Raw genomic sequence first — 16,241 nt, forward strand, 5'->3', positions numbered from 1 at the left:
TGCACCCGAGTGCAAAGCCACAATATCAGGAGTCAGCATGTTAAATGGTGAAAGAAGCATCCCTCGCCCACTGCGTTGGGCGATGATCGGCGGCGGCCGCCTCAGCCAGGTGGGCTACAAGCACCGTTCCGGCGCACTGCGCGACAACACCGCCTATCGGCTGGTTGCCGGCGCCTTTGATATCGACGCGGCGCGCGGACGCGAGTTTGGCGTCAACCTCGGCGTGCCCGCCGAACGCTGTTATGACGACTATCAACAGCTGCTGGATCAAGAAGCCGACCGCGAAGATGGCGCTGAGGTGGTGACCATCGCCACCCCTAACGGCACCCACTATGAAATTACGCGCGCCGCGCTGAATGCCGGCCTGCATGTCATCTGCGAAAAGCCGCTGTTCTTCACCACGGCGGAGGCGAGAGAAATCAAGGCGTTGGCGGCGGAGAAAGGCCTGATCGTCGGCGTAACCTACGGCTTCTCCGGCCATCCGCTGCTGATGCAGATGCGCGCCATGATCGCGAACGGCGACATCGGCGAAATACGCATGGTCGAATTGCAGTACACCCACGGTTTCAATGCCAACGAAAGCGCGGACACGTTCGAGGCGCAAAAGTGGCGCGTCGATCCGAAAATCGCCGGCCCCTCTTTTGTGCTGGGCGACATCTCCACCCACACCTTCTACATCTCGCAGCTGGTGATGCCCGATATGAAGATTGCCTCCCTGCTGTGCGATCGCCAGAGCTTTATTCCTTCCCGCGCCCCGCTGGAAGACAACGCCATGGTGCTGATGCACTACGAAAACGGCGCCGTCGGCCGCATGTGGGCCTCCGCCGTCAACGCCGGCGCGATGGACAGCCAAAGCATCCGCGTGGTGGGTTCGCTCGCCAGCCTGCAGTGGAGCGACGCTGCCCCCGGCGAATTGCGCTATGAGATCCAGGGGCGGCCCAACCAGATCCTGCACCATGGCATGCCCTATCTGGACGACAGCGCCCTAGCCGAAGAGCGGCTCGGCGCGCTGCACACCGAAGGCCTGGCCGAATCCTGGGCCAATATCTACCTCAAGTTCGCCATCGCCATCAGCGCCAGCCAGCGCGGCGATCGGCAGACGCTGGCCACGCTGATCTACCCGGATATCGACGCCGGGCTGGAAGGCGTGCGCTGGATTGAAAACTGCGTTCGTTCCGCCGACAACGGCGCCACCTGGGTTAATTACCAATAAGGAAAGCACCATGAAACTTTCATTCTGTACCGATAGCCTGGGCCATTTACCCTTCGAGCAGATGCTGGACCGGCTGCTGGAGTTGGGGGTGCGCGGCGTGGAAATGACCACCGGCGGCTGGTCTCCGGCGCCCCATCTGGATGCCGACGATCTGCTGGCCAACCCCGCCAAACGCCGGCAGCTGCTGCAGGCGCTGGCCAGCCGCGGCATGGAGATCGCCGCGCTCAACGTCTCCGGCAATCCGCTCGATCCCGGCGAACTGGGGCAACGCCATCAGCGCCAAACCGACAATACGCTGGAGCTGGCCGGGCTGCTGGGAGTGAAAAAGATCGTTATGATGAGCGGCCTGCCGCCGGCCAGCCCGCATGACACCATCCCCAACTGGATCACTTATACCGTCAGCTGGCCGCCCACGGTGAAAAACTGCCTGGACTATCAATGGAATGACGTGGCGATCCCCTATTGGCAGGCGTTGGTCGCCCGAGCCAAAGCGTGCGGCGTCGAGCGCTTTGCGCTGGAAAACTTCAGCGCCATGCTGGTGTGGAACCCGGAAACGCTGTTCCGGCTGCGCGAGGCCATTGGCCCGATGGTGGGCCTGAACCTCGATCCCAGTCACTTGCTCTGGATGGGGGCAGATCCCATCGCGGTGGCCCGCGCCCTTGGCCCCGCCATTCATCATGTGCATGGCAAAGACGTGCGCCTTGAGCGCGGCGTCGTCGAGGTTAACGGGCTGCTGGAGACCAAACCGATCGATGACGTGGCCGGCCGCGCCTGGAACTATGTCGCCGTCGGCTGCGGGCGGGATCTGCAGTGGTGGAAGGAATTCTTCTCGGTGGTGCGCATGATGGGCTACAACGACTGGGTGTCGCTGGAAATGGAAGACCTGACCATGTCGGTTGATGCCGGCATCGTTTCTTCCGTTCAGGCGCTGCAGCAATCGATTAGCCAATAACACCCTGCGCGGCGGCCATGGCCGCTGCGCCTCTTTCTCACCACAAACACGGGGATTGAACCTCCCCGTGTCCTTGGTTCGATTAGATGTTTTAGCTATTGTGACCGTCTCTTGCGTGCCAGATATGGTCATAGGATGATTCCAGAATAACGCTTATGCTGTCCATTTTCGCCGGCCACTTCAGACTGGCTGGCAAAGCCGGTTCAGAACGGCCCATCTGCGGAAATATATTCTCAGGCAGTTCGGCAATCGGCCGGTACATTCCCACCACCTCACCAATAATTACCAGGGCTGGTGATTCGACCTGCTCCTCTGCAACGATCTTTCCTAATGCATCCAGAGTGCCCACCAGCACGCGCTGCTGAGGCTGAGTGCCGCGTTCAATCACCGCCACGGGCGTTGAGCCGGGTAAGCCATGGGCAATCAAGCGCTGGCTGATAACAGGGCTGTTGGCAATCCCCATATAGAAGACCAGCGTCTGGCGCGCGGCGGCCAGTACGGACCAGTCAACGTCCGGTTCCCCTTCCGGGCCATGTCCGGTGACAAACCTGACGGACTGTGCCAGGTTTCGGTGCGTCAGCGGGATCCCGCTGGCTGCGGCACAGCCCATTGCCGCCGTGATACCGGGCACAACATTGCACACTATCCCCTTCTGCTGGCAGCAGGCCATTTCTTCCCCACCCCGGCCAAAGATGAACGGGTCGCCGCCCTTCAGGCGCACTACACGGTGCCCCGCCAGCGCCAGATCAACCAGCAACATATTGATTTCATGCTGTTCAAGGCGATGATTGCGCGGGGATTTGCCGACATCGATCCGCAGTGCAGTGTCCGGCGTCAGCGCCAGCACCGCATCGGACACCAGCCGGTCAAAGACCACGACATCGGCCTGCCGGATAACGCGCAGCGCTTTCAGGGTCAGCAGTTCAGTATCACCCGGCCCTGCGCCCACCAGCCAGACGTCACCCCGGCGCACCGGGCTGCGTTGATCTGCCAGGGCCATAATTTGCGCTATCGGTAACATGTCGCGAGTTTTCATGGGCGTTCTTCCATCGTCAGGGCGGCCAGCTGGCCGGCAATAAACGTTTTCAGCTCCGGCACGCAGGAGCCGCAGTTAGTGCCACATTTCAGCTTTGAGCCGAGCTGTTGCACGCTGTGGCATCCCTGCCGCACGGCGTCGACAATCTGCGCTTCGCCAACAGAAAAACAGCTGCAAATCATTTTGCCGGTGGCGACCTTATGGCTGCCGGCCTGGCCCGCCAGTAACGCCAGCCGCTGCGGTGCCGTGTCCGGCGGGGTGATAAAGGCAGACAGTATCGCTTGCCTGTCCGGCAGCAGTGGGCTTCGGCGCCCGTAAAATGCCAGCTGCAGTTCGCCCTGCGCCCACACCAGCAGGTTGAAGCCCTCATCCCCCATCCGGGCGCTCTGGCAGGTTTTCCCCTCCAGCGGATAATGTTCATTCAGCCACGCCATCCACTCCTCCTGGAGCGAAGAATCCGCTAACGTAAAATGCGTGACGCCCGGTTGGGTGATGCGGCTCCAGTAGGCGGTGGCAGGCGCGGCGATCCCCTCTCCCCGAATAAACAGCTCTGCATACCAAGCCGCTTTCCATTTCGTCAGATTGACCGGCATATGCTTACTTTCCGGTTGCCCGGAAAGAGGATCGGTAACGGGAGCTATCAGCGCATCGACCCGGGCCTGCCGGCTAAAATGGCTGTTCCAATGGATCGGCACGAAAATACTGCCGCGAGGCTGAAGATGATCGGGTTGCGCGCGTAACAGCAGCCAGCCATGGGATGAGGTTACACGCAGCAACTCACCCGCCTGAATGCCCGGCGCATCATCCGGATGAAACTGACAGTACGGCTCGCTGATATGCTGCATCAGGCGAGCAGACTTGCCGGTTCGCGTCATGGTGTGCCACTGGTCGCGCACCCTTCCGGTGTTCATGATCAGCGGATAAGCCGCAGTGGGCTGGCTGGCGGGCAGCGCCGGGGTGACGGCGATCAACCGCGCTTTACCGTCAGGGTGAAAAAAGGTTTTATCTGTAAATAGTCGCGGCGTACCCTGCGGCCGTGCGGCATTAACCGGCCACTGGATCGGCTGCAGGGTATCCCATTCTTCATTGGACAACTGCGCCAGCCCGCTGATGTCAAACGCCCGAGTGCCTGCATTTTCAAAGCCGGACAAGGCCGCATGTTCGCGGAAAATATCTGCCGGATGCTGCCAGGCAAAGGCCTCCGCAAACCCCAGCCGCTGCGCAACCTGGCTGAGGATCCACCAGTCAGGTTTGGCCTCCCCAGGTGCAGCCAGAAACGCGCGTTGCCGGGAGATACAGCGTTCCGAATTGGTCACCGTGCCATTTTTCTCCCCCCAGCCCAGGGCGGGCAGCAGGATATGCGCGGCGCGGGTGGTGTCCGTGTCACGCAGAATGTCGGACACAATAACCAGAGGACAACGCGCCAGACCGGCCCGCACGCGATCGGCATCCGGAAGTGACACCAGCGGATTGGTGCCCATGATCCAGACGGCTTTTATCTCTCCCTTCTCGATAGCGCGGAAGAGATCGATGGCATTGAGTCCAGGGCTCTGCGCGACGTTATCGCTGTGCCAGAAACGCCCGACCCGTGTAATCTCTTCGGCGGTAAATCCCATATGGCAGGCCAGTTGGTTTGCCAGCCCGCCGACTTCACGTCCGCCCATCGCATTCGGCTGGCCCGTTATCGAAAATGGCCCGCTGCCAGCGTGTCCAATCTGGCCGGTTGCCAGATGCAGGTTAATTATCGCGTTGCATTTGTCGACGCCCGAACTGGACTGGTTGATCCCCATCGAATACAGCGTGACCAGCCGCTGGCTCCGGGCTATCCGTTGATAAAACGCCTGTAATTGCGAGGAGGCGATCCCGCAATAGTCCGCCGTCTTCTCCAGGCTCCACGCTTTTGCTGTCTGTAAGGTTTCTTCTGCCCCGTTCGTGTGGTGCTGCAGAAAAGCGGTATCCAGTTTTCCGCGCGCTGCCATCTCGTTCAGTGCGCCGCAGAACAGCGCCGCATCGCTGCTCGGACGCAGTGCCAGATGCAGATCGGCAATATCACAGGTGGCGGTCTTACGCGGATCAACGACGATAATCTGCATCTCCGGCCTCTCCGCTTTGGCTTTCGCCAGCCGCTGATACACCACCGGATGCGCCCAGGCGGTGTTTGAACCTACCAGAATAACGCAGTCTGCCTGCTCCAGATCATCATAATTGCAGGGGACGGCATCGGCGCCGAACGCCCGCTTGTAACCCACCACGGCGGAGGCCATGCACAACCTGGAGTTGGTATCCATGTTGCCCGCCCCGATAAACCCTTTCATCAGCTTGTTGGCGACGTAGTAATCCTCCGTTAGCAGCTGGCCCGAGCCATAAAACGCGACCGACTGCGGTCCATGCTCGTCAATCGTCGCCTGTAGCCCTTGTGCGACAGCGTCTAACGCCTGCGACCAGCTCACGGGTTGATGATGGATTTCAGGCTGGAGCAGACGCCCCTGTAAGCCCAGCGTTTCACCCAGCGCGCTGCCCTTCACGCACAGCCTTCCGCGATTCGCCGGATGTGCCGGGTCGCCGCTGGCGGCGAAGCCATCAGCCTGTGGCTGCATACTAACGCCGCACCCCACGCCGCAATAGGCGCAGGTGGTTTTCACGACCGGAGACGCTGTTTTCATAGGTTGACCGTTTCAATGATTTTGGCGGACGCAACGCCCTGCATTTGTGGCTGAACCCAGACGCGGCCATCTTCCACTTTCACCGCCCAGCTTCGCAGCGCATGCGGCGAATTGTCCAGGCTGCGGCCGTCCCGTAAGCTGAAGCGCTGTTTATAGAGCGGGGAAATCACCACCGGTTCGCCTTTGACATCCCCCACGAGCCCGCGCGCCAGCACATTGGCGTCGCTGTCTGGTTCATGATTGCTCAGCGCAAAAACCTGCTGTGGATGACCGGGCAGATAGAACAGCGCAATCTGCTGGCTTGCCAGGCGCGCCGCCATTCCCGCATTCGCCGGGATGGCGCTCAGGCTGCACACTTCCACCCAGCCCGGTGCAGGCTCCTGCGTATTTTCTGCGGCAGGCACGGCGAGCATGCTGCGCTCCTCATGCGTTGCAGGCCGCAGTTGTTGACGTTCGCTCACCATCACGACCCCTTCGTCAGGGACCTCGCTGTTTACAAACGGTCTGAACAGCGCCAGGCGATCCGGCGAGGCCAGAGTGGTCAGCCATTCACACTGGTACGTCGCCACCACCGCAGACATTTCACGATCCAGTTCATCCGCAATTTGCAGGCTGTCGTCCAGAATCACCTGGCGCAGGTAGTCGATGCCCCCTTCGAGGTTATCCATCCAGGTGCTGGTGCGCTGCAGCCGGTCAGCGGTGCGGATGTAGAACATCAGTAAGCGGTCAACGGTACGAATGAGCTGCTCTGTGCTCATGTCCTGCGCCAGCAAATCAGCATGGCGGGGCTTCATTCCCCCGTTGCCGCAGACATACAGGTTCCAGCCCTTATCCGTGGCAATTACCCCCACATCTTTACTTTGGGCTTCGGCACACTCGCGGGTACAACCCGAGACGGCCATTTTGATTTTGTGAGGCGAACGCAGCCCTTTGTAGCGGTGCTCTAATTGCAGCGCGAGCGAGGTGGAGTCCTGTACGCCGTAGCGACACCAGCTCGACCCGACGCAGGATTTCACCGTGCGCAGAGATTTGCCGTAGGCATGACCGGTTTCAAAACCGGCATCAACCAGCTGCTGCCAGATCTCCGGCAGTTGCTCCAGACGCGCGCCGAACAGGTCGATTCGCTGCCCTCCGGTAATTTTGGTATAGAGCTTGTAACGCCTGGCGACTTCGCCGATGGCGATAAGCCCTTCGGGGGTTATCTCTCCCGCCGGAACGCGCGGCACGACGGAATAGGTCCCGTCCTTCTGGATATTGGCGAAATAACGATCGTTGGTGTCCTGCAGTGGCAAATGCTGCGGTTTCAACAGGTAGTCGTTCCAGCATGATGCCAGTATCGATCCGACCAGCGGCTTGCAGATTTCACACCCGCTGCCGTGGCCGTGCTTTTCAATCAGTTCCCCGAACGTGCGGATATTGCCCACCCGAACCAGGTGATAAATCTCCTGGCGCGAATACGCGAAATGCTCACAGATGTCTTTTTTCACCTCGACGCCCATGTCGGACAGCGCATATTCCATCACCTGCTTGGTCAGTGCGGCGCAGCCCCCACAGCCCGTCGCCGCTTTGGTGCAGGCTTTTATCGCCGCCATATCGTGGCAGCCGTTCTTCACGGCGTTACGGACATCGCCTTTACTGACGTTGTGGCAGGAACAAATTTGCGCGCTATCAGGCAGGGCTGCGATGCCCAGCACAGGTTTGTCTGCGCCCGACCCGGCAGGCAAAATGAGGGATTCAGGTTTGGCTGGCAGCGACATATCGTTGAGCATCATTTGCAGCAACGTGCTGTATTCCGCGCTGTCGCCCACCAGCACCGCCCCCAGCAGCCGTTTGCGATCCTGCGATACCACGATTTTCTTATACACTTCCGCCGGACCGTCTACCCAGCTGTAGTTCTGGCTACCTGGGGTACGCCCATGCGCGTCACCAATCGATGCCACCTCAACACCAAGAAGCTTAAGTTTGGTGCTCATGTCCGCGCCCTTAAAGACGGCGTCGCCGCCCGTCAGGGTATCCGCCAGCGCGCGGGCCATCTGATAACCCGGCGCCACCAGGCCGAAGATCTGCCCGTTCCACAGCGCACATTCGCCGATCGCATAAATAGCCGGGTCGGACGTCTGGCAGCGATCGTCAATCACAATGCCGCCGCGCGGCCCCACTTCAAGCCCGCACGCTCTCGCAAGCTGATCGCGTGGGCGGATCCCTGCGGAAAATAGCACCAGATCGGTTTCCAGATAGCTGCCATCGGCAAACACCATCCGGTAGTGGCTCTCCTCGCCAGCAGTAATGGCCTGGGTTTCTTTCCCGGTATGCACCTTCACGTCCAGCGCTTCAATTTTACGGCGCAGCATCGCGGCACCGCCGTCGTCGAGCTGAACCCCCATCAGCCGCGGTGCAAACTCCACCACGTGCGTATCCAGCCCGAGCTGTTTCAGCGCGTTGGCCGCCTCCAGCCCCAGTAATCCCCCGCCGACAACCACGCCCGTTTTGCCGTTTGCCGCGCAGGCCTGAATGGCCGCAAGATCGTCAAGCGTGCGGTAAACCAGGCAGCCCGGCGCATCATTGCCAGGGATCGGCGGCACAAACGGATAGGATCCTGTTGCCAGCACCAGTACATCGTAAGCCGTCTGCCGTCCCTGGTGATCGACCACAAAACGGTGTTTTGTATCAACGAGCCCGATGCTGTGCCCCAGACGCAGCTCAATCCCGGTCGATTCGAAAAATCCCTTTTCAACCATTGAGAGGGATTCCGCCGTGCGGCCAGAGAAGTATTCGGACAAATGCACACGGTCGTAGGCGGGCGAGGCCTCTTCGGCAAACACAATCACCTGGTATTGCAGATGCAGCTCACGCGCAACCAACTGCTCTAAAAAATGATGGCCCACCATGCCGTGTCCGGCCATAACCAATACGGGTTTCGACATTGAATGACTCCTCGCCACCTCGACGGGTAACGGTTCTGATTTAACAGGCTGTAAGCCAGAGGCATCCGGCTCATTACCGGGACTGAAGACGCTGAAGGGCAACGGTTGACCAGCGGGCGTGCCGATCCGCTGGAGGTATTGCGGGCCGTCGCTGATATCGCCCCACAGCAACACCCCTTTCAGTTGGTTGTCGCAGAGCACCAGCCTTCGATAGTGCCCGTCAAACGGGTCAAAGGTGGTATGGGTCTGAGCGCCATCGCGGCTGTGTAATTCACCGGCGCAGAACAAATTCAGGCCTGTGACCTTGAGGCGCAGCGGGACATTCTGCACCTCGAATGAAGTGGCTTTATCGCCCCCGGCCAGCCGATAGGCCAGCGTTTCAGCCTGCTGCCAGCACGGGGCCACCAGGCCAAAAATGAGTTCGCCCCACTGGCAACATTCTCCAATTGCCGAGATGTGCGGGTCAGCGGTTTGCAGCTGCGGGTTCACCAGAATACCGCGATCGCACGGCAAGCCTGACCGTTGTGCCAGCGCGATGTTCGGCCGCACGCCCACGGAGAGCACGACCCGCTCCGCCGTTATTCCGCGCCCATCATTAAGATTCACCCTGCTGACGTTGCCAGCGGCATCAGCGCTGAATGACACCGTTTCAGCCTGCAAAATGACGTTGATGCCGCGTAATGAGAGCCCCTCGTGCAACAGTTTTCCGGCGTGTTCATCCAGCTGCTGATCCATCAGATGTGTGCCGCGATGTAGCAGGCTCACCCGCATTCCACGCCGCGCCAGTGCCGCCGCCGCCTCCACGCCCAGCACGCCGCCGCCGATCACCGCAACCGGTTGGCCTGCGTAGGCTCCCTGCAGAATATTTTCGACATCCTGCTGAGTGCGGAACCCGTGGATACCCGGCAATTCGACCCCAGGCAGGGGGGGCAGAAATGGCCGTGAGCCAGTGGCCAGAACCAAATGATCGTATGAATAGATCTGCCCGGCGGCCGTGACGGCGCAAGCGTGACGGTCGATTGCCGTCGCCGCCGTGCCTGCGATCAATGTGATGTTGTGATGCTCATACCACTGCGCGTCATGCGTGACTATCTGGCCAAAATCTTTCTCACCGGAAAGCACCGGCGTCAGCTGGATACGGTTGTACGCACTGTGCTTTTCATCGCCGATGATCATGATACGGTAACGATCTGGTGCGAGCTCACAGAGATATTCCACCAGTCGCACGCCTGCCATACCATTGCCGATAACGATTAGAGTCGGTTTAGCCATTGCACAACTCCCCTCATGGAATCAGGCCACTGCCCGGTGTTTTGCATAGAGAAAATGCAGCACCTGCTGGCGATACTGGTGGAACAGAGGATCGTTCGACAAAGCCAGTCGACTGCGGGGGCGTGACAGCTCAACCTGTAACACTTCACCGACTTTCGCCGCCGGACCATTAGTCATCATCATCACGCGGTCAGACAGCAGCACCGCTTCATCAACGTCGTGGGTGATCAGCAAAATGGTGGTTTTCAGACGCGCCTGAATGTCCATAACGGCGTCCTGAAGATGCGCCCGCGTCAGCGCATCCAGCGCCCCGAAAGGTTCATCCATCAGCAAAACTTTCGGTTTCATCGCCAAGGCACGGGCGATACCGACACGCTGCTTCATGCCGCCTGAAATGGCGCCCGGGCGCTTATCGGCCGCATGCTCCATGTGCACCAGTTCGAGGTTGTGCAAAATCCAGTCGTGCATTTCGCTTTTGTTCATCTGGTCTTTAAAGACCTGCCGCACCGCCAGTTCGACATTCTCAAAAGCGGTTAACCATGGCAGCAGCGAATGGTTCTGGAAGACGACCCCGCGCTCTGGCCCCGGCCCGGAAATCTCTTTGTTGTCGCACAACAGCACGCCTTCCGTCGGGCGACTCAGCCCGGCAATCAAATTCAGCAGGGTCGATTTTCCGCAGCCTGAGTGGCCAATCAGGCTGACCGTTTCGCCTTCTGCGATATCAAAGCTGACGTTATCGAGCGCCAGAAAGGTGGTTTTCGCTGAAGGAAAACGTTGAGTGACGCTCTGGACGCTGATAATCGATTTTTCTTTTTTCATCGCGGGCTCCTAGTGATTGTCGTAACTTAAGCGACGGGCAACGGCCATCAGCCCCTGCTCCAGTAACATCCCCACGGCACCAATCAGCAGAATGGCGACGATAATGTTTTCCACGTTGAGGTTGTTCCATTCGTTCCAGATCCAAAAACCGATGCCCACGCCGCCGGTCAGCATTTCAGCCGCAACAATCACCAGCCAGGCGATACCGATGGACAACCGTACCCCGGTCAGAATGTACGGCAGCACGGCAGGAAACAGGATCTTGCGCATTACGGTGAATTCGCTGAGTTTCAGCACCCGCGCAACGTTGAGATAGTCCTGCGGAATGCGCATCACCCCTTCTGCGGTATTGAGGATCATCGGCCAGATAGAACAGATGAAAATGGTCCAGGACGAGGCGGGCTCCGCGCGCTGGAACAACAGCAATCCAATCGGCAACCACGCCAGCGGGCTGACCGGGCGCAGCAGCGAGATAATGGCGTTGAACATGCTGGCGATGAAGCTGAAGCGGCCAATCAGGAACCCGGCCGGGATGCCGACCAGCGCGGCAAGCCCGAAACCAATCGCAACTCGCTGTAGCGAGGCCAGGACATTCCAGCCAATGCCCATGTCGTTTGGCCCGTTGATATAGAACGGATCGGCAAAAATCACCTTCGCCGCCTCCCAGGTCTGAGCGGGCGTCGGGAAGCCTTTACTGCTACTGGCGGCGATTTGCCACAGGAGCAGCAGCACGAAGGCCCCGAGAATGGCGGGGATCATTTTCTGCATGAAGCGGCGAACGCTCGCGCGAAGCCGGACAATAAAGGTATCCGTTCTGGCTACCGGGGCGGCTCTCTCGATCGTGATCACTTCTGCGCTGGCGGGCGATTCAACGCTGACCGCGGCAGGCTCCGTCAACGTGACGACATTGGTTTTCAAATTTACGGACATCTGTGGCCTCACTTAGCGTTTCATTGCAAAACTGTTGGCGTAGTCAGCAGGGTTGCTGCCGTCCCAGACTCTGCCGTCAATCAACGTGCTGCTTCGCATGTCGCTGGATGGCAAATTGATCCCTCCAACCGCGGCGGCAGCTTGTTTGTAGACGTCAATACGGTTAATTTTTTGGGCGATACCGAGGTAGTCAGGATCGCTGTCCAGCAATCCCCAGCGCTTCTGCTGAGTCAGGAACCACATGCCATCGGAGAGATACGGATAATTGACCGCGCCATCGTTGAAGAAGCGCATGCGGTGGGCATCTTTCCACGTTTTCCCCAGCCCATTTTCGTAGTCGCCGAGCATCCGCCCCTGAATCGTCTTGAGTGGCGTGTTGATGTACGCCCGCGCCGCAACGACCTGAGCGGTTTCACTACGATTGGCATCAGAGGTGTCTATCCAGCGGGAGGCATCCAGCACCGCGGCGGTCAGCGCGCGAGCCGCATTCGGGTTTTCAGTCACCCAGGCAGAGGTTGTGCCGAGCACTTTTTCCGGATGATCCGGCCAGATTTCCTGTGAGGTGACAGCAGTGAAACCAATGCCGTCCTGAATCGCGCGCTGGTTCCAGGGTTCCCCCACGCAAAAACCGCTCATATTGCCGATTTTCATGTTCATGACCATTTGCGGCGGAGGCACCACGACATTGCGCACGTCGTTAAAGGGATGGATACCGGCGTTTGCCAGCCAGTAGTAAAGCCACATCGCGTGCGTGCCGGTCGGGAACGTCTGCGCAAAGGTATAGGTCCCCTTCGCACTGGCCTGGACCACTTTTTGTAGCGATGCAGCATCCGTCACGCCCGCCTGCTTTAACTGCTCAGAGAGCGTAATGGCCTGCCCGTTCTGGTTGAGAGACATCAGCATCGCCATCTCATGCTGCGGGCCGGACACGCCAAGCTGCAGGCCATAGAGCATCCCATACAGAACATGCGCCGCATCCAGCTCGCCAGACACCAGTTTGTCGCGTACTGACGCCCAGCTCGACTCCTTGCTCGGGATGATTTTAATGCCGTACTTCTCATCAAATTTCTTTACCGCTGCCATCACCACTGAGGAGCAGTCGGTCAGGGGAATGAACCCGACGCGAATCTCTTTCTTCTCTGGCGTGTCGGAACCGGCAGCCCAGACCCGGTTCATGAGTCCTGACATCAACATGCTGCCGCCGAGCACCGCACTCCCCGCAAGAAAGCAGCGGCGGGAGAGTTGTCCCGGAGTCTTTTTGTCGTCTTGTGTCATCAGGGCTTCCCGTTAGGTTGAAAAATGGAAAAAAAAAAGCGTCCAGTTAGCGCTCAGTTTCCTGAACGCTAACGGACGCCTTTATCCGTAATGCTGACTAAACCGCCATTGGTTTAGTGCTGTTGCTATTAAAAAGAATGCAGCTTGTGTGCCAACCTGCGGTATCAAAAAAAATCAGAGGGTTAGCCTTATTCTGTCGCTTTGACGCCCTTTCTGGTGCACCGGAACTGCACATCCTGCACAGCGTAATTGCACACAGAAGGTGCAGTTATTGGCCCGGTTTGTGCCCGTTTTTGCCTAACAGCGCAGACACGGCAAGCATCGCGTCAGCAATTTCCGAAAGTTTCTTATTCTGATTCATTGCCATCTCAAGCAGTGCCTTATGCGCCTGGGGTTCCGTTAAGCCCTGATGCTGCATCAGCAGGCCCTTTGCCCGCTCAACCAGCTTACGCTCGGTCAGCGTGACGCGAAGTTGAGAAAGTTCGGCATCGAGCGCCTGCAGCTGGCGGGACTGCTGTTCAACAAGCTCAAGAACCGAACGACTAAGCTGCGGCGAGAGTAGCGCGGAGTAATGGCTTTCAGACTGTGGGATTTGGTCAATATTCTGCTGCTGAAGCGCAAGGGCGGCCTGTGCTTCACGGATACGCTGGCGGCAGGAGGCCATCAGAGCAGCTTGCAGCTCATCCTCCACCACTTTCATTCCATCGATTCGCGCCGTCGCAACGTCAAACCAGCGTAATGCGGTATCCGTCGTCTCACCGCCAGGCCTGACGCGCGTGCAGGCAATTCGTCTGAAACGTTCAAATTCACTGCTGTCCTGGTTCATCTGCTGCCGCCACATTGCCAGACAGCGGGGAGCCGCGAATTCCATGAAGGTCTGAAAGCAGCGCTCCTGGCTCTCGATTAAGCCTGTGAATTGCTGTTGCGCGATGACATCAAAATGCCCTGCCGCAAAACCGGCGGCGGCCGTGGCCCGCTCCTGTGCGGCCAGCTCTTTTCCCTGCATAAAACTGAACATCGCCAGCAATGCCCGTGAAATTGACGGATCGCCGGAGATATCCGCCGTTTCGAAGACCAGTGACAAATGCGAGCGAATCACCTCGTTGTAGGCATTCATGGCATCAGGCTGACTGATAGACAGTCCAAGAACCTGCTGACGCAGTTGCGGTAACGTACTGAGGCTATGCAACACCGAGGCAATGCGGCTGAGTAATCGCGGTGCATTCGCCAGGTTGGGGCCGGTAAGATCCTGAGACGCAAGCCACTGACTGACGGCCTCCTCTGCCTTCCGGACCTCCAGTGCCCGCTCACTCAGTTGCTTTCCCCAGGTGTTCCCATGAGAACATAAGAAGATGTTCGAGGTGCCTCGTTCCCGTTGCAGTGCGTGGATCATCAGGCTGACCGCACCAACCAGTTCACCCAGCTGCAACAGCTGCTGCAAACCCGCGATTTCGCTTTTTTTCGACGCCTGTACAAAGCTCAGAGCAGAAAGGGCCATGGAGTAACCTGCTGATAAGAGGAGACTCCTGGATAAAGCAAGAAACGTGCCTGAGACAGGGGCGCTTTTCCCTACCGCAGCGCCGTTACAGCATCCATTCGATCGGCAGCCAGCCGGCCACGATGAGAACGATGCGTTTTACCCACCCGGCGCCGGGCTCTTGCTGATGGATCTCGGTGTGGCCGTCTTCGAAGGCTTCGTTCCAGACCATTTTGCCCGCGGGCGTCAGCGCCGGGCGGTAGGCGGCGTATTCGAGCGGGCCATCAAACAGTTGGCGGGTGTCGGCCGCCAGCGTCGGGCTGTCGATCAAGAAGCCCATTTCGCAGTTCAGGTGCGCCGATCGCGGATCGAAATTGAACGAGCCGATAAACACCCGTTTATCGTCGATGGCGAAGGTTTTCGCGTGCAGCGCCGCGCCGGACAGCCCCAGCGGTTTGAGTTCCTGCCGCCCCGTCGGCTGGCCGGCGCGCAGCTTCAGCTCAAACAGCTCCACGCCCGCCTGCAGCAGTTCACGCCGGTATTTGGCGTAGCCGGCATGCACCACCAGCACGTCGGTGGTGTTCATCGCGTTGGTCAGCACGCGAATGGATTTTCCCTGTTTGGCGAGCGATTCAAAAAAGCTCGCCCCTTCCCGGCCCGGCACGAAATAGGCGGAGACCAGATCCAGTTGCCGGCCGACGCCGCCGATAATCTTGCTCAGCTGCGTCACCATCAAACGATCGCGCGAAGCCTTGCCCAGCCCTTTCGCCGGATCGTCGGCCACCAGCTCTACCTGGGTGAATTCCGGCTGGACGACGCCATCGCGAAAGCGCACCGCGCTGGTTTCCAGCTGCACCGCCAGTTTGCGGGCCCGTTCGCTGCTTTCGGTCGCGGTGGCCTGCGCCAGGAAGGCGGAAAGGTCGCCTTTGCCCCGGATAATCTGCTCAACGCCAAACACCGACGCGCTGTTCCAGTAGCGATCGAAGACCTCGGCGGTCTCCGCCACCACGTTGCCGACGCTCAGCACGTCGAGATCGAGGAAATAGTTTTCGTCGCCGACCTGGAAATACTCGTCGCCGATATTGCGGCCGCCGATGATCGCCACGGCGCCGTCGACGATGTAAGACTTGTTATGCATGCGCCGGTTCATGCGCATAAAGTCAAAGGCGTAGCCGGCCAGCTTCGGCGTGCGCACGGTTGACGGGTTAAACAGGCGGATCTCGACGTTTTCCTGGGCGTTCAGCGCCGCCAGGGTCTCGTCCATGGCGACGCCGTTATCGTCCAGCAACAGCCGCACGCGCACGCCGCGTTGAGCCGCGTCATACAGGGTTTTCAGCAGGATCTGCCCGGAGGTGTCGTTATGCCAGATGTAGTACTGGGCGTCGATCGACCTTTCCGCCATCCGCGCCAGCGCCAGGCGGCTGGCGAAGGCATCGTGCCCGCTGGCCAGCGGCACCACGCCGCTCAGGCCCGGATGCGCCGCCATCAGTTCGGCGGCGCGCGCCGGCAGCTGGGCGGCAGGATCCGCCGGCAATGCCGCCTGCGGCAGACGCTGGGAGATATTCGGCAAACGAAAGATGACTCTGGCCGCAATAATGGCGATCGTCACGGCGAGAATCAGATACACGACAATTTTTATCACGGGAAGCGGCCTCGGAGGTTGACTGCTTTGCTTTATAC

The 16,241-nt window shown here is 59.4% G+C and carries 10 protein-coding genes; 2 read left to right on the forward strand and 8 right to left on the reverse strand.

Annotation, left to right across the window (positions count from 1 at the left end; all coding sequences use genetic code 11):
- Nucleotides 1-37: 37 nt before the first annotated feature.
- Both ACJ8HN_RS05665 and ACJ8HN_RS05670 read left to right on the forward strand, forming a co-directional pair.
- Nucleotides 38-1,213 carry a Gfo/Idh/MocA family protein gene (locus ACJ8HN_RS05665; protein ID WP_442523142.1) on the forward strand — a complete coding sequence of 392 codons (1,176 nt, stop codon included), beginning with the start codon at nt 38-40 and terminating at the stop codon, nt 1,211-1,213.
- 10 nt (nt 1,214-1,223) lie between these two features.
- Nucleotides 1,224-2,165 (forward strand): sugar phosphate isomerase/epimerase family protein, encoded by a 942-nt coding sequence (locus ACJ8HN_RS05670; protein WP_049235082.1) that lies wholly within the window; start codon nt 1,224-1,226, stop codon nt 2,163-2,165.
- A gap of 91 nt (nt 2,166-2,256) precedes the next feature.
- On the opposite strand, the gene cobA is transcribed toward ACJ8HN_RS05670, so the two are convergent.
- The 8 genes from cobA to ACJ8HN_RS05710 all read right to left on the reverse strand — a co-directional run bounded on the left by cobA (nt 2,257) and on the right by ACJ8HN_RS05710 (nt 16,203).
- The gene (gene cobA, locus ACJ8HN_RS05675; RefSeq protein ID WP_126191698.1) at nt 2,257-3,186 is read right to left on the reverse strand and encodes a uroporphyrinogen-III C-methyltransferase; all 930 of its coding nucleotides are present in this window, start codon (nt 3,184-3,186) and stop codon (nt 2,257-2,259) included.
- A gap of 11 nt (nt 3,187-3,197) precedes the next feature.
- On the reverse strand, nt 3,198-5,864 hold the full coding sequence (locus ACJ8HN_RS05680; RefSeq protein WP_442523143.1) for a nitrate reductase: 2,667 nt from the start codon (nt 5,862-5,864) through the stop codon (nt 3,198-3,200).
- The gene (gene nirB / locus ACJ8HN_RS05685) at nt 5,861-10,060 is read right to left on the reverse strand and encodes a nitrite reductase large subunit NirB (protein ID WP_442523144.1); all 4,200 of its coding nucleotides are present in this window, start codon (nt 10,058-10,060) and stop codon (nt 5,861-5,863) included. The genes ACJ8HN_RS05680 and nirB overlap by 4 nt, the downstream gene beginning before the upstream one ends.
- Before the next feature lie 21 nt (nt 10,061-10,081).
- On the reverse strand, nt 10,082-10,879 hold the full coding sequence (locus tag ACJ8HN_RS05690; protein ID WP_060437860.1) for an ABC transporter ATP-binding protein: 798 nt from the start codon (nt 10,877-10,879) through the stop codon (nt 10,082-10,084).
- A gap of 9 nt (nt 10,880-10,888) precedes the next feature.
- Nucleotides 10,889-11,809 (reverse strand): nitrate ABC transporter permease, encoded by a 921-nt coding sequence (gene ntrB / locus ACJ8HN_RS05695; protein WP_060438656.1) that lies wholly within the window; start codon nt 11,807-11,809, stop codon nt 10,889-10,891.
- Between the two features lie 12 nt (nt 11,810-11,821).
- Nucleotides 11,822-13,084, reverse strand: coding sequence for a CmpA/NrtA family ABC transporter substrate-binding protein (locus tag ACJ8HN_RS05700; RefSeq protein WP_193146282.1), 1,263 nt, complete (start codon nt 13,082-13,084; stop codon nt 11,822-11,824).
- Nucleotides 13,085-13,352: 268 nt separating this feature from the next.
- Nucleotides 13,353-14,582, reverse strand: a complete 1,230-nt coding sequence (locus ACJ8HN_RS05705; protein ID WP_033653155.1) for a nitrate regulatory protein — start codon at nt 14,580-14,582, stop codon at nt 13,353-13,355.
- 85 nt (nt 14,583-14,667) lie between these two features.
- Entirely contained in the window at nt 14,668-16,203 is a 1,536-nt protein-coding gene (locus tag ACJ8HN_RS05710) for a phospholipase D family protein (protein ID WP_033653157.1), read from the reverse strand.
- Nucleotides 16,204-16,241: the final 38 nt, after the last annotated feature.

Origin of the sequence: Serratia sp. CY29653 (assembly GCF_052169255.1) — a bacterium.
GTDB classification, from domain to species: Bacteria; Pseudomonadota; Gammaproteobacteria; order Enterobacterales; family Enterobacteriaceae; genus Serratia; species Serratia sarumanii.

Excerpts from the sequence above, each read along its gene's own strand:
- ACJ8HN_RS05705 (WP_033653155.1), bottom strand. The coding sequence starts at position 14,582 with ATGGCCCTTTCTGCTCTGAGCTTTGTACAGGCGTCGAAAAAAAGCGAA.
- ACJ8HN_RS05670 (WP_049235082.1), top strand. The coding sequence starts at position 1,224 with ATGAAACTTTCATTCTGTACCGATAGCCTGGGCCATTTACCCTTCGAG.
- ACJ8HN_RS05690 (WP_060437860.1), bottom strand. The coding sequence starts at position 10,879 with ATGAAAAAAGAAAAATCGATTATCAGCGTCCAGAGCGTCACTCAACGT.
- cobA (WP_126191698.1), bottom strand. The coding sequence starts at position 3,186 with ATGTTACCGATAGCGCAAATTATGGCCCTGGCAGATCAACGCAGCCCG.
- ACJ8HN_RS05700 (WP_193146282.1), bottom strand. The coding sequence starts at position 13,084 with ATGACACAAGACGACAAAAAGACTCCGGGACAACTCTCCCGCCGCTGC.
- nirB (WP_442523144.1), bottom strand. The coding sequence starts at position 10,060 with ATGGCTAAACCGACTCTAATCGTTATCGGCAATGGTATGGCAGGCGTG.
- ACJ8HN_RS05665 (WP_442523142.1), top strand. The coding sequence starts at position 38 with ATGTTAAATGGTGAAAGAAGCATCCCTCGCCCACTGCGTTGGGCGATG.
- ntrB (WP_060438656.1), bottom strand. The coding sequence starts at position 11,809 with ATGTCCGTAAATTTGAAAACCAATGTCGTCACGTTGACGGAGCCTGCC.
- ACJ8HN_RS05680 (WP_442523143.1), bottom strand. The coding sequence starts at position 5,864 with ATGAAAACAGCGTCTCCGGTCGTGAAAACCACCTGCGCCTATTGCGGC.